The following is a 13,656-nucleotide window of genomic DNA, read 5'->3' as shown; positions in this document are numbered from 1 at the left end:
CTCACCCATGTTCGTCGGGCCACTCCAGACCCCGGAACCGCTGTAGAGCACAATTGGCAACACTGGCGGCAACTTTCGGCCCCGGCGTAAAGGCTCATGCCGGATAATGTCCTGATACAACAGGCCCATGTAAGTCATGATCCGACAGGCCATAAAGTAGTCGTCGGACGACTGAAACTCGATCAGCAGGTACAGATACAACCAATCCGGCCCCATCTTGACCCGCCAGATACTGTCATCGTGACGCTCCCGTAAATCGTCCGTGGTAAAGCTTGCCTTGAAGGGCTCCAGCGTCTGGAAATCAATCTCGTCGATCCACTCCGGCCTGACGAAGCCCTCCAGCAGATCCTGAACGATCCTGGGGTTGCTGAACAGCAGCTTGTAGCCCGCGTCGTACGGTGTGGAATCCTTGTTGTTACGCATAACGGCTCCTGAATAACTGGTTGGATAAACAGTATTTCAGGCCGGGAATATTGTCAACGCTGTACAGCGTGCCATACGCGATAGGGGGTAACGAGGAGGAAACGGAGGGCGGGAGAATTCCGGCCCCCAACGGCATGTGGCGCTACCGCTTACATGCCCTACAGAACCTATGGGCGGCTTGTAGGGCAGGTGAGCCTAAGCGCCACCTGCCCGAAAGCAGACATGCACAACACCTGCCGGCTGTGAACCACCCCACAACGCAAACAGCAGGTACAAGTCCAGCTCATCAATCCTCTCGATGCTACAATTCGCAGAAAATTGCCCGCTCAGGAGGTGCCATGAAGCCCGTATCCCTCAACGCCATTGTTGATGCATTGGAATTCCAGTCAGATGATATTTCAGCTTTTCTGAACCTCGAAACCGGGGAGGTGGTAACAGTGACGACGCAGGACGAGATGATCGCGCGTGATGAGGCAGAGAACGGGCCGGAATGGATGGCCGAAGTGGCTGAACTGCTGCGGGACGTCCAGGAGTCCGGCAATTACCTACAACTACCGGACGCATTCGAAATTCACGAATATCGTTTGATTGAAGACTTCTGTTTTGAGCTCGAAGACCCGGATGTGCGAGAAACGATGCTCAGAGCCATCAAAGGCAGTGGTGCGTTCCGTCGCTTCAAAGACAAAGCCGCCGACTTTGAAATCATCGAAAGCTGGCACTCTTATCGAACGTCCCGGCTGGAATCGATGGCCAAAGACTGGTGCAACGCCAACGACATTCCATGGACCCGATAGAGGTCAAGAGCAGTAAGAACGTGCGCGGCAACCGGCAGGTACGATTCGCTCCGAAACGTCGGACTGACCGGCCCTACGACTCAAATACCTCCGCGAGCGTCTCGACATCCAACACCCGATCACTCCAGCCCGTAGGGTGGACTCCGCCCACCGCATCGAATATGTCACCTGCCAATGGTGGGCAAAGCCCACCCTACTATCTGCGACTCATCAATTGATCAAAAAAAATACCCTCCGTCCCCTTTTTTCAGCCGCCGCAACACATGCGGCGGCTGTGCTTCTATTACTGCACCGGCAGGGTAATAGTGCCCGTGTGCACCTCGCCCGCCTTGGTCTCATAGGCGTAGTCAAAGGTAATGGTGTTGTTATTCGTATCGGTGTCATCGGACATGTACTCCGATACAGGCAACCGATACCAGAGACCATCCTGAATGTTCATGCCATTGAAAACCTGATGGTTGGAATTATTGGTGACATTCTCGTTACCCGCCGTGCTGTAAGCGAAGACCTTGCTGCTCTGGTAAGAAAAGTCACCCTCGTCCACGATCGTATAGGAGGTGTTGAAATACTCCGTGTAAGAGTCGCTTTCTACCAACGTCTTGGTTAAGACAAAGTTTTCCAGGTTAGCAATTGCCAGGGGCAGCATCACATAAACGTTGCGGTTGTAGTCGGTCGGGCTGGCCGTTTCTCCGGCGCTGTTCTCGGTTTTGATCGCCGTGCCGTTATGAGTGTAGTTATCGTTGTCCAGCTGTACATCGGCAATGTCAAAGGGCGCCGTTGATACTGCCTCAAAGCTGGCAAAATCACCATAGGGATCGGACTGGGTATCACCCAGACGATCGAGCACGGTATCCACCTCATAGCGGTAGCGGTAACCCGCCGTCAGGGAACCGGCCGGAGTAAGCGACAGCAACGTGTCGTTAAGGCCGAGCGACGATTCCACCGCTACGTCAACATTGTCGGCCGTAATCAGGGTCGAGCCGGGCACGACCAGGTCGTCAGCACTCTCATTGCCTTGTATCACAGTAATGGCGTTTTGCTGCATCAGCGCCACCGAATCGTCTAGTAGCTCAATGGGGCTGGAGTAGAACACGCTGAACCCATAGTCCGGAGCGCTCACACGGGGAGAGGTAGTAACCACGGTCAGATCTGACTGGGGTGTACCCAGCCGCGGCTGAATCACCAGGTCGAGCACCTCGGTTGAAGTGGGCACATGGTAGTAGGAGTCGGCGTTGTTCTGTGACGAGCTGATGAAAAACCGACCATCGCCGTTGTCACTGATATGAATACTGGCACTGCGGTAGTGGTTGCCGTTCCACTCAAAAGCGGGAAGCATCACCGAAATGCCATGATCCAGCTCGACGTCGAGCCGATACTGCTGTGTCTGCTCATCGTAGGTGGCGCTCACTTCGCCGTTGATCTCATCCTGGATGCTCAATGTCAGGCTCTCGCCCATGGGGTTCAGGTCGTCATCCAGCACCGAAACTCTCAGTTCCAACGAGTGCCAATCCGCGCCCGGGCGCTGCAAATACAGACTGCCCTGTGACTTGACCTCGTCGGCGGCCAGTCTCAATCGCGTCTCGTGCAGGCTGCCGGCGGATACCGGAGCCCACTCAAGCGCGCCATCATTGTTCAGGTCCAACTGTGCAGACATGGTGGTGTAGATGTGAGAGGGCAGGGTAATGCTGTATTCGCCAGTCTCTTCGTCGACGCTGGACGAGTGGCGATAGGCATCGCTATTGGAACCCTCGCCATAGTGGGACGTGGCGGAAAACTGCAGATTGGTGATCGGCTCCTGATCCTCCTGATGGAGGACAAAGAAATTCAGGGTTTCTCCCTCTGATACCCCGATGGTGCCAAAATCCTGAAAGACGGTGCCGGCGGTGGCCGCACGGGTGCTACCAAAGGCGGTACGCTCGATAAACTCATCTCCCTCACTGTGCAGCAATAACACATAGTCTGAGGCTGCCGGCAGGCCTTCGATCTCAAAGCCACCATCGCTTATCGCGGCCGGCTCGCCCCATTGAGAACCGCCGATCATGACGGTGACAGAGCCGCCGCTGACTGGCTCATCCGTACCCAGATCGACCACTTCGCCGTGAAGCGTCACCGAGGGCGATGATTGTTCCTCGAGCTGCTGGCGCAGCAGATCATTCTGCTCGATCAGAGCATTGGCGACTTCGGCGTCGCCGTCATTGTCTTCAACTTCAAGGCAGGCGCTCAGCGAGAGCGCAATGAGGCTGGCGGAGAGGATAGAGAGGATCTTGATGGCTTGTTTCATCCTTTTGTCCCTTATGTTGGTTGCGTGTAAGTCCACTTACTCCTGGGCAAGTCGGCGCGAATGGTAATAATGAGCGACTCGTATGTCCATAGAAATGCCATCAAAAAGCGGAAAGTTACGCCAAATACCGCGATAAACCCCACTCATGCCCCCAAAGCGTGGTTATATTTTGAGCGGCACTCCCATTCCCCGACGAGTCCGGCTGACGGGGGCTGCCAGCGCACGCCGTCGCCAACTACGCTGCGGGCGCCCCAATAGTTTGAACACTGTCACACTTTTCCTTATGATGCGCGAGGCCGATTCGGCGCTATGGGTTTCAGTCGCCTGTTCAATTATTGACCAGCCTCCCAGAATCAGGGTGGTATTCTTGCATTTGCCCGTATCGCCACCTATTATCCGTTCACCAATTGAACAATGCGCCCAGGAAGGGCTCTCAGACCCAAACTCTGGTTATACCGTCATGACAAGGTAGGGCGGTAGCGTATCCAGAGCCAAAGCTGTAAAATCTTTAAAGCCAATCGCCCACTACAGGGTGGTTTTGGCAAAAAAATAGACGCTAACTTGCGAGGAAAAAGCTGGAAAATCCCGCAAAATCCTGAAATCTGTCAAGCAACTCCGCTTGCTCCGCCCGTGACGAATACCCGGATAATCACTCTATGCCCACGTTCCCCCAAAACCTGAGCACCATCCTTCATATAGGTGCTGGTCATGCTGATGAACTGCCTGAATACCTGAATACCAACACCAAGCGCATTGTGCTGGTCGAGCCGAACCCCAAACTGGCCGAGAACCTGCGTCGCCAAGCGGCGGAAGACGAACGAGTTGAGGTCCTTGAAGTTGCCGTATCCGATGACCCCCAGCGCAACCTCCTGTCGGAATACAACATCCCGGAAGCGGCTAGCGTCTACAAGCCCGACGGGCTTTACAAGCTATATCCCGGGCTGAGAAGCATTGCCCAACACTCGGTAGAGGTTCGCCAACCCGCTGCGCTGGTTGCAGACGTACTCCCCGCCGGTGAGTCCAACCTGTTGGTCGTTCAGGCCCCGGGCGCCGAGCAGGGCATCATAAAGGCCCTGGCGGCCGAGAACCTGCTGGAACGTATCAGCCATCTGTTGCTTACTTCTCCAGAGGAGCCTTGCTACACCTCCGGTAGCGCCGCGCCAGAGGTGCTTGATGCCTTAAAGGAGGGCGGCTTCGAGGTGGCGAAAGAAGATCACTCAAATCCCGACTGGCCACAGTGGCACCTGACGTTCGACGCACGGGCTCATACGATCAAAGTGCTACGCACGGAAAATGAACAGCAGAAGCAACGTATTCAGTCATTGGCCGCCAGTTTGGACGACGAAAGAAAAAAAGCAGAAGCCAACACCCAAAATCTTGCAAACGAATTGAAACAAGAAAAAGAACAAGCGGCAGCACTGAAAACTGAGCTGGAAAACCGCACCAACCAGTTAAAGCAGGAAGGGCAAAAGCTGCAAGAAGCTAACGCCAAACAGGCCAAGACCCAAGACCTCGCAAACGAATTGCAACAAGAAAAAGAACAAGTGGCAGCACTGAAAACTGAGCTGGAAAACCGCACCAACCAGTTAAAGCAAGGCGAGCAAAAGCTGCAAGAAGTTAACGCCAAACAAACCGAACTCACCGAGCGCTTTCAGCAACACGAGAAAACCGTCAACACTCAAAAAGAGCAGCTCGAACGCGCCCAAACCGCCCAGGCAACCGCTGAACAGAAAGCATCAGACCTGGTCAACAGAGTTCAATCATTGGAGCAGCAGCTTAGAGCCCAGCAAGCAACTCAACAGCAGTCCGACAAATTGCTCCAGCGTATGGAATACCTGTTCGAGCAGCAAAGCCTGCAGCTGGAGCAAGCCGCTAATGCGCTCGGTCGCCACGTCAGTGCCACCGCAAAGACCACCGCCAAAGAGCTGGAAGCCGGTATACAACTCCAGCAGCAATATGGCTCCCAACTGGTCGGGCTGGAAGAGCAGGGCAAGCGCCTGCCCGCCACCGTGGCGCTTCAGTTATCCCGCCAGCTTAAGGCCCAGCCCTACGACGTCATTATCGAAATGGGCAGCGGTGTCACCACCTCGTTTCTGGCCCACACCCTGCGCAACCAGCCTCACAACTCCGGAAGCAAAGAGTCCGGTAGCACCGATGTGGCCCACTACATTGACCCCAGTGATGAAGACCTGCCCAAGCGCATCGTATGCTTCGAGCACAATCGAGCCCGGTTCCACCACCTGCAAAGCACCCTGAAACAAAGCGGGCTGGCGCCGGTGGTCAATCTTCACTTCTCACCACTGGTTCCCTACCAGCACCAGGGCAGGGAATACCTGTATTACGATTGTGCCAACCGCTTGCAGCAACTGGCCAACCTGTTTGAAAACCGCCAGGCCAGAATCTTTATCCTGCTGAACGAAAGCGCCGGAGAACAGCAGCCGGACCGCTTCGCGGCACTGCCTCAATTATTGCAATACCTGTCCGCCCACACCCTGGACATTGTCGTTAACGACGTCGAAAAGGATGATGACATGATGAGCGAATGGCAGGTATTGCTCAGCAGCCGCGGCCTGGAACATCAGTCCGCCGTCGAGTTTGGTGCACCCAGTGCGCAGCGCCTGACCGTCAACCCCTAACCCGCGAAAGGATGCAGGAGTCAAAAGATGCCATTGGATAAACCCCTAAACCTCGACTTTGAACAAACCAGTCAGAGTCGCTCCGGGCTGGCCGATCAGCGCGAGCACACCTCAAATGGAACAAACCTCGCGGGCCAGGTAAGCGAGCTGAAAAAAGAACTGCAAGCCAAAAACAGAATACTGGACGCTAAAAACCAGGAAATCAGCGAACTCAAAATCAAAAACCGTCAGTTGAATGACACCAACAACGACCTCCAGGCCCGGCAAAAAATACTGGAAGAGGAGCTCGGCAAAGCCGAAGCTCAAATTGAACTGATTCAGGAGCTGCTCCTGGACGAAGATGACAGCGAGGAAAGCAGTACCCATGAGTAAAACCATACTGGTCACCGGCGGCGCCGGCTTTATTGGCTCCGCCGTCGTACGCGAGCTGATCAACCACAGTGAGCACACCGTCATCAACCTGGACAAGCTCACCTACGCCGGCAACCTGGATTCGCTCACCAACGTGGCCGACAACCCGCGCTACCAGTTTGTGCAGGCCGACATCACCAATGCCGAACAGATGGACCGCATTCTGGCCGACACCCAGCCGGACATTGTCATGCACCTGGCCGCCGAGAGCCACGTGGACCGGTCCATCGACGGCCCAGCGGACTTTATTCAGACCAATATTGTTGGCACCTATATCCTGCTGGAAGCGGCCCGCAAATACTGGGCCGGCCTGAAAACCAGCAATGCGGCCAAAGCCGAAGGCTTCCGCTTCCATCATATCTCCACAGACGAAGTCTATGGCGACCTGGAAGGCACAGACGACCTGTTTACCGAGGCCACCCCCTACGCCCCCAGCAGCCCCTATAGTGCCAGCAAGGCCAGCTCGGACCACCTGGTCCGCGCCTGGGGCCGCACCTTTGGCCTGCCGGTCGTCATCACCAATTGCAGCAACAACTACGGGCCTTACCACTTCCCGGAAAAGCTCATCCCGCTGATGATCCTCAACGCCCTCGCGGGCAAGCCGCTGCCCGTTTATGGCGACGGCCAACAAATTCGGGATTGGCTCTATGTTGAAGACCACGCCCGTGCCCTGATCCTGGTTGCCCAAAAAGGCGAGCTGGGAGAAACCTACAACATCGGTGGCCACAACGAAAAAGCCAACCTGGAAGTGGTAGAAACCCTCTGCGACTTGCTGCAAGAGCTGGTACCAAAAGACGCGAGCTACCGGGACCTGATCACCTTCGTCACCGACCGCCCCGGCCACGACCACCGTTACGCCATCGACGCCAGCAAAATCGAGAAAGAACTGGGCTGGACGCCGGCCGAGACCTTCGAAACCGGCCTACGCAAAACCGTCCAGTGGTACCTGGACAACAAACCCTGGTGGCAAAAAGTCCAAGACGGCACCTACCGCGGCGAACGCCTAGGCATAACCACCTAACTCCCCGTAGGGCGGATAAGCCTAAGGCGCATCCGCCGTAACCGAAACCGCAGGGCACCCATACGGTGCTAATCCAAACGCGAAAATGGCCGCAAAATATATGAAAATCCTCCTCCTAGGCCAAACCGGCCAGGTCGGCTTCGAACTAAAACGCACATTCGCGCCTCTAGGTAACATCGTCGCCCCCACCCGCGACCAACTCGACCTCCTCCACGAAGAGGCGGTACAGCGCTACCTGGACGAACACCAGCCGAATCTGATCCTCAACGCGGCGGCCTACACCGCCGTCGACAAAGCCGAAAGTGAACCAGAGCTTGCCGGTAAATTGAACGGCGCTTTGCCGAAGCAACTCGCAGACTACGCCCGGGAAACCGGTGCGGTTCTGATTCATTACTCATCCGACTATGTGTACCCAGGGCAGGGCGAGCAGCCCTTTGATGAGAGCGCACCCACCGGCCCTTTGAGCGCTTACGGCAAAACCAAACTGGAAGGCGACCAGGCCATTGTTGATAGCGGCTGCAAGCACTACATCTTCCGCACCAGCTGGGTTTACAGCGCCCGTGGCCACAACTTCATGAAAACCATGATTCGCCTGGGAAAAGACAAAACCGAACTCAAGGTCGTGTCCGACCAGATCGGCGCGCCAACGCCCGCCCGGCTGATCGCCCAGGTATCCCTGCTGGCTTACGCCCGCGATATAAAGACCGGCATCTACCACCTGGCCCCCGAGGGCGAAACCAGCTGGCAGGGCTTCGCGCAAGCTATCTTTGAGCAGTGCGCAACCCGAGGTAAAGACCTAACCATTACGTCGGAGGCCGTCAAGCCCATCCCTACCAAGGACTACCCCACACCGGCCGAGCGGCCGCTAAATTCGCGCCTGAATCTACAAAAGCTAGAGCAGGCACTGGACACCACCATGCCCCGCTGGGACGATCAACTGACACAAACCCTAGAAGAATTTCTTGAGTACCAGGAGCAATAATGAAAGGTATTGTACTGGCCGGCGGTTCCGGCACGCGGTTACACCCCATCACCATGGGCGTTTCCAAACAGCTGTTGCCCATTTACGACAAACCCATGGTGTATTACCCCATCTCGGTACTGATGCTGGCCGGCATTCGGGATATTCTGATCATCAGCACTCCAGACGATATGCCCCAGTATCAGAATCTGCTGGGCACTGGTGAACAGTTTGGTGTGACCTTTACCTATAAAGTGCAGCCCAAGCCCGAAGGCTTGGCTCAGGCCTTCATTATTGGCGAGGAGTTTATTGGGGACGATAGCGTCTGCCTGGTGCTGGGCGATAACATCTTCCACGGCCAGCACTTTAGCGAGCAGCTAAAACGCGCCGCTAGTAAAGAGAAAGGCGCCACCGTTTTCGGCTACTGGGTCAAAGACCCCGAGCGCTTCGGTGTCGTGGAGTACGACGAAACCGGCAAAGCCATCAGCATCGAAGAAAAGCCCAAAGAGCCCAAATCCAGCTATGCGGTAACCGGCCTTTACTTCTACGACAACGACGTGGTCGAAATCGCCAAGTCCGTTGAGCCCTCCGAGCGCGGCGAGCTGGAAATTACGTCCATCAACAATGCTTATCTTGAGCGCGGAGATTTGAGTGTCGAACGTTTGGGGCGCGGCTTTGCGTGGTTGGACACAGGTACTCATGACAGCCTGTTAGAGGCGGCTCAATATGTGCAAACTATCGAACATAGACAGGGGCTTAAGGTCGCTTGTTTGCCAGAAATTGGTTGGCATAACGACTGGATCAATGATGAGCAGCTGAAAAAGCAAGGTAATCAGTTAAAGAAGACTCAGTACGGAAGGTACTTGCTACGTTTGTTAAGTGAAAAATCACGAATCAAGTAAGTAAATCACCAAATCACGGGTTGGACAGCCAGCCAAAGTTGGGATTGGTAATAGGAATAAACTGGTAGTATGAAGTATTTATCGGCAGGAAATAGACTCTTTCTGAATAAGAGGTTTGCTCAGGCAGTGGAACGCTATCTTGAGGCAGCCGAGCAATATCCTTTCATGGTGGACAGTCTCAAGATGAATATCAGGCTCGCCATTCGATATAGTGATGTGGAGTATGACAATAGCAGGTTAGAGAGGACGTCACTTTCAGTGCTTGAGCCAGAACTTCGCGAAGCGTTTGGCTTGCCAAAGGCGCCCCAAGAGCCGCTGATTCGTCCAGAGAAGCTGGGGCAGTACCAATTTGATAAGATCGTAGAGTCTGGATTGTTTGATCCAGCCTATTATCGGAAGCAGTGCGCTGGTGAGCTAAAGGAGGGGAGCAACCCCTTGGCACACTACCTGGACGTCGGTATGTCGAAGGGCTACAACCCATCAGTAGAATTTAATACAAACTTCTACAAAAAGCATAACCCAGACGTTGTAAAGGCCGGCATGAACCCCTTTATTCACTACGTGTGTAATGGGCAGGCTGAAGGGCGCGAAGCGGTGCCTCAGCCCTATCAATCCCGTTACGAAGTGGCTCCTGTTGAATATATCCCTCGAGTACCTAAGGGAACACCGCCACCGCCGACGCTGGTTAAGCCGATCTGTTTCTACCTGCCGCAGTTTCACGCCATCCCTGAAAATGACGAATGGTGGGGTAAAGGATTCACCGAGTGGACAAACGTTAGACCCGCAAAGCCACAGTTTGAAGGCCATTATCAGCCTCATGTGCCCCATGAGGATATTGGTTACTACAACCTACTGGATCGTGAAACTCAGGCAAAGCAAATTGAGCTGGCAAAACAATATGGTATAGGTGGTTTTTGCTATTACCTTTACTGGTTTTCTGGTACGCGGTTGCTGGAGCAGCCTATCGACAATATGCTCGCCGATCCGACTCTGGATTTTCCATTCTGCGTCTGTTGGGCAAACGAAAATTGGAGTCGACGCTGGGACGGGTTGGATCATGATCTGCTCATGGTACAAGACTACTCTGCAGAAGATGATATTGCTTTTATCACTAATATCTCCAAGTACCTCAAGGATGATCGATATATCCGCGTTGATGGAAAACCGCTGTTAGTGATCTATCGGCCGAACCTGTTTCCTGACATGAAGTCAACTGTCAGACGCTGGCGCCGTTGGTGTCGGGATAATGGCGTTGGGGAAATCTACCTGGCTTATCCGCAATCTTTTGAGAAGGTTGATCCCACCGTTTATGACTTTGATGCCGCGCTGGAGTTTCCGCCAAACAACAGCAAACCGCCCAATATCACTGACGATGTTACCCCGCGTGTGGAGGACTATCAGGCAAAGGTATATGACTGGCGAATCTTTGTAGAGCGAAGCGAAGAATACGAAGATCCGGGTTACACTTTATTCAGAAGCGCCACGCCAGCATGGGACAATACCGCTAGAAAGAAGAGCAAAGGCACAATCTTTCATAATAGCTGCCCTAAACTGTTCACAAAATGGCTGGAGAATGCCTTTTCTGAGACCTTGGCTCAGCGAAACAACCCAGACGAACGTTTGGTATTTATTAATGCATGGAATGAATGGGCAGAAGGTGCGCACCTGGAGCCCGATCAAAAATATGGTTATGCATGGTTGCAAGCCGTAAGAGATGCACATGAAACAGTGTTTCAAAAAGATAGAAGGCATCCTTCTATCTACGAAATGCGGTGGAATAAACTGAATGCCCTCTTTAACGGAGAGCTAAATAAGGAGCAGTTTGCATTTCTGGCAGACTATGAGAGCCTTTTAAGGCAAGGTAGGAGCCACGGATTGAAGTATAGTGCCAGTCAAGGCGCTCCAAGATACACCGCATTGGACGGACAGATTACTAACATTGAGACACGCGAGGCAGTCTCAAATATTAGTGACGCCATTTACGGTTCTGGAACATACTGTTTCGTGGTTTTGCAATATAATAAATCTGAGTTAACAATTGAGTGTGTGAAATCCATACTCAGACTCAAGAAAAGCGGATTTGACGTTAAGGTTGTAGTTGTTGATAACAACTCAGAAAAGGAACATGTTGAGGCGATTGATAAAGAACTTGCAATCGATCCTGATGTAGTAATTTTGCACTCTGAAGTAAATAAGGGATTCTCAGGAGGCAACAATATTGGGTATCGCTATGCGAGAAACGAGCTTAAAGCAAAGTTCTGTGTTGTTATAAATAATGATACGGCAATTCATCAAAAGAACTTCATTGAGAAGTCGCTGATTCTATTCAAAAGTTACTCTTACTCTTTACTCGGGCCGGACGTTTGTATTGATGAGTCACGCCATGAAAATCCATGGAATGACTTCATCTTTAGTTCCACTGAGTTTAAACAATTACGTGATATCCGTGTTGCGGAGCGAAAGAATTACTTAGAGAGTCAGCAGGCATCATTTAAGAAAATCGGAAAATCAACCACGTCCAGCAAACTACTGTTGAATCCAGTGCTACAAGGAGCGGCTTTCGTTGTATCCCCGATTTATATCTCAGACCATGAAGATCTGTTTGACGAACGCCTCTTTTTGTATGGCGAAGAATTTTTGTTGGCTACAGATTGTCTTGTAAATGGAGATCTTTGCGTATACAGCAGCGAGCTGACTATTGAGCACCATGAGGGCGCCTCAACTGCAGCTCTGCCAGCACACGATAAGATGATGCTTGGATATGATTCAGCAATAAATTCGATTGAGTTCTGTTTAAATCGACTCGAAAGAAAGCATGACGCATCTACTGGGAAGACTGTACCGCATGGCAATAGGAGTTTAATCAAAGAGTTGGTTGCCGCTGGAGGGAGACACGTTTTGGTTGATTTATTGTTTTGTCAGCCAGGATATCATGGGGGAGGGGAGTACGGGAAGGCTGTCTTTAAGAAGTTGGCTGACGAGTACGCTACCCAAGGTGGCTTCGAGTTGTGGGTCGCAATGAATCCTGCATTGTTCATTGATCAATGGGTTTGGGATTTATGTAAAAAGTATGGCATTAATATTGTCGCTGTAGAAGCCTACGACGATATTATTCAGTTGGTCAATGAAGACATCTTCTACTCATTCTTTACTCCTGCTGCTGTTGTGTATACGGGTTACGAATATATGAAGAGGGCGGGGTCAAGCCTGCCATTCGTGTGTGAGTATACAAGGGTGATCGGCACGTTACATGACATAAGAGACTACGAGCTTGCCTCTGATCACGAGAAAATATTGATTGCCAGGAAAAATGCAGGCTGCAAATACGAAAACTCAGTATCAACTGACGAATGGAATAAGAGTATAAAAAGCAACTTTGAAATGGCCAGTCAGCTAAAGAAAATGTACTCGAATATTATCTCTGACCCCAAGATACAGCTAATAACTATCTCGCAGTATTGTGAAAAGTCAATAAAGAAAAACATTGGTTTGCCAGCCAATCCAATGAAAGTTTGGATGTCGCCTATGAAACAAAGGCCAGCGCCTGTTAAGCCAGATATGGCAGGTTTGGGGCTTGGTAAATCAGAGTTTGCTTTGATGCTTCACGCTAGCAGGTTTGAGAAGAATGCGGCTTCTGCAGTAAAAGCATTTGATCAGCTTTTTAGCGATGAATTGGCTGATATTGATTTCAAGGTTGTGTTAACAGGCATAAATAGCATCGAACAAGCTGGAGTAGAAACTATACAGAACAAGTCTCGGTTTATTCCTGTAGGAGAGCTGAAGCCCGAAGCGTTGGAGTATTTTTTTAAAGCGGCGAATTTATTGGTGTACCCTTCCTTTAACGAAGGTTTGGGTTACCCCCCGATTGAAGCCATGAGTTATAACACTAAATGTGCTGTTTCTTCGGTAACTGCAATTCCGGAAATATGCGGGTCTGTAGTCGATTATTTTGATCCATATAGTGTTCAGTCAATCAAGGATGCGATTGCCGACTCATTGAAAAAATATCAAGATAGCAATGAAAGTGTTCTGGAGAGATATAATCTAATAAAGAAAAAGCAGGAGCAAGATTTGGATTCTTTGTTTTTGTTTGTTGTAGGGCGACAATACGGGATGAATCCTGAATTTGTATGAGCAGTGAAATTCTATCGAGAGGCGAAAGCCGACTAAAGCACTGCTTGGACAGTAAATGGATTTGTTGGCTTCTTGGTTGGTTCCAAGTATTAC

9 protein-coding genes are annotated in these 13,656 nt (G+C 51.9%); 7 read left to right on the top strand and 2 right to left on the bottom strand.

Annotated elements, in window-relative coordinates; all coding sequences use genetic code 11:
• Positions 1–423 (bottom strand): Rpn family recombination-promoting nuclease/putative transposase (locus AAE484_RS13150; protein WP_341938866.1); only part of this gene is annotated, 423 nt, incomplete at its 3' end.
• Between the two features lie 338 nt (positions 424–761).
• Between AAE484_RS13150 and AAE484_RS13145 the strand changes: the two genes are divergently transcribed.
• Entirely contained in the window at positions 762–1,217 is a 456-nt protein-coding gene (locus AAE484_RS13145) for a UPF0158 family protein (RefSeq protein WP_341938864.1), read from the top strand.
• Between the two features lie 283 nt (positions 1,218–1,500).
• On the opposite strand, the gene AAE484_RS13140 is transcribed toward AAE484_RS13145, so the two are convergent.
• A complete protein-coding gene (locus AAE484_RS13140; RefSeq protein ID WP_341938863.1) occupies positions 1,501–3,498 on the bottom strand; it encodes a hypothetical protein in 1,998 nt (665 codons plus the stop codon).
• Positions 3,499–4,154: 656 nt separating this feature from the next.
• Between AAE484_RS13140 and AAE484_RS13135 the strand changes: the two genes are divergently transcribed.
• The 6 genes from AAE484_RS13135 (at position 4,155) to AAE484_RS13110 (ending at position 13,563) form a co-directional block, all read left to right on the top strand.
• Positions 4,155–6,134, top strand: a complete 1,980-nt coding sequence (locus AAE484_RS13135) for a hypothetical protein (RefSeq protein ID WP_341938862.1) — start codon at positions 4,155–4,157, stop codon at positions 6,132–6,134.
• Between the two features lie 27 nt (positions 6,135–6,161).
• Positions 6,162–6,506 (top strand): hypothetical protein, encoded by a 345-nt coding sequence (locus AAE484_RS13130; RefSeq protein ID WP_341938861.1) that lies wholly within the window; start codon positions 6,162–6,164, stop codon positions 6,504–6,506.
• Positions 6,499–7,566: a dTDP-glucose 4,6-dehydratase gene (gene rfbB / locus AAE484_RS13125; RefSeq protein WP_341938860.1), complete on the top strand. Its 1,068-nt coding sequence runs from the start codon at positions 6,499–6,501 to the stop codon at positions 7,564–7,566. The genes AAE484_RS13130 and rfbB overlap by 8 nt, the downstream gene beginning before the upstream one ends.
• A 100-nt stretch (positions 7,567–7,666) precedes the next feature.
• Complete coding sequence (gene rfbD / locus AAE484_RS13120) at positions 7,667–8,548, top strand: dTDP-4-dehydrorhamnose reductase (protein WP_341938859.1); 882 nt, start codon at positions 7,667–7,669, stop codon at positions 8,546–8,548.
• The gene (gene rfbA / locus AAE484_RS13115; RefSeq protein ID WP_341938858.1) at positions 8,548–9,429 is read left to right on the top strand and encodes a glucose-1-phosphate thymidylyltransferase RfbA; all 882 of its coding nucleotides are present in this window, start codon (positions 8,548–8,550) and stop codon (positions 9,427–9,429) included. Before rfbD ends, rfbA begins: the two co-directional genes overlap by 1 nt.
• A gap of 69 nt (positions 9,430–9,498) precedes the next feature.
• Positions 9,499–13,563, top strand: coding sequence for a glycoside hydrolase family 99-like domain-containing protein (locus AAE484_RS13110; protein ID WP_341938857.1), 4,065 nt, complete (start codon positions 9,499–9,501; stop codon positions 13,561–13,563).
• Positions 13,564–13,656: the final 93 nt, after the last annotated feature.

The sequence above is a fragment of the Marinimicrobium sp. C2-29 genome (assembly GCF_038419845.1).
Lineage (GTDB): Bacteria > Pseudomonadota > Gammaproteobacteria > Pseudomonadales > Cellvibrionaceae > Marinimicrobium.
The sequence above is the reverse complement of the archived record's forward strand: the minus strand, read 5'-3'. Positions and strand labels throughout refer to the sequence as shown.

What these genes read in the sequence shown, in the direction of transcription:
- AAE484_RS13145 (WP_341938864.1), top strand. Translation starts at nt 762, where the DNA reads ATGAAGCCCGTATCCCTCAACGCCATTGTTGATGCATTGGAATTCCAG.
- AAE484_RS13140 (WP_341938863.1), bottom strand. Translation starts at nt 3,498, where the DNA reads ATGAAACAAGCCATCAAGATCCTCTCTATCCTCTCCGCCAGCCTCATT.
- AAE484_RS13135 (WP_341938862.1), top strand. Translation starts at nt 4,155, where the DNA reads ATGCCCACGTTCCCCCAAAACCTGAGCACCATCCTTCATATAGGTGCT.
- AAE484_RS13130 (WP_341938861.1), top strand. Translation starts at nt 6,162, where the DNA reads ATGCCATTGGATAAACCCCTAAACCTCGACTTTGAACAAACCAGTCAG.
- rfbB (WP_341938860.1), top strand. Translation starts at nt 6,499, where the DNA reads ATGAGTAAAACCATACTGGTCACCGGCGGCGCCGGCTTTATTGGCTCC.
- rfbD (WP_341938859.1), top strand. Translation starts at nt 7,667, where the DNA reads ATGAAAATCCTCCTCCTAGGCCAAACCGGCCAGGTCGGCTTCGAACTA.
- rfbA (WP_341938858.1), top strand. Translation starts at nt 8,548, where the DNA reads ATGAAAGGTATTGTACTGGCCGGCGGTTCCGGCACGCGGTTACACCCC.
- AAE484_RS13110 (WP_341938857.1), top strand. Translation starts at nt 9,499, where the DNA reads ATGAAGTATTTATCGGCAGGAAATAGACTCTTTCTGAATAAGAGGTTT.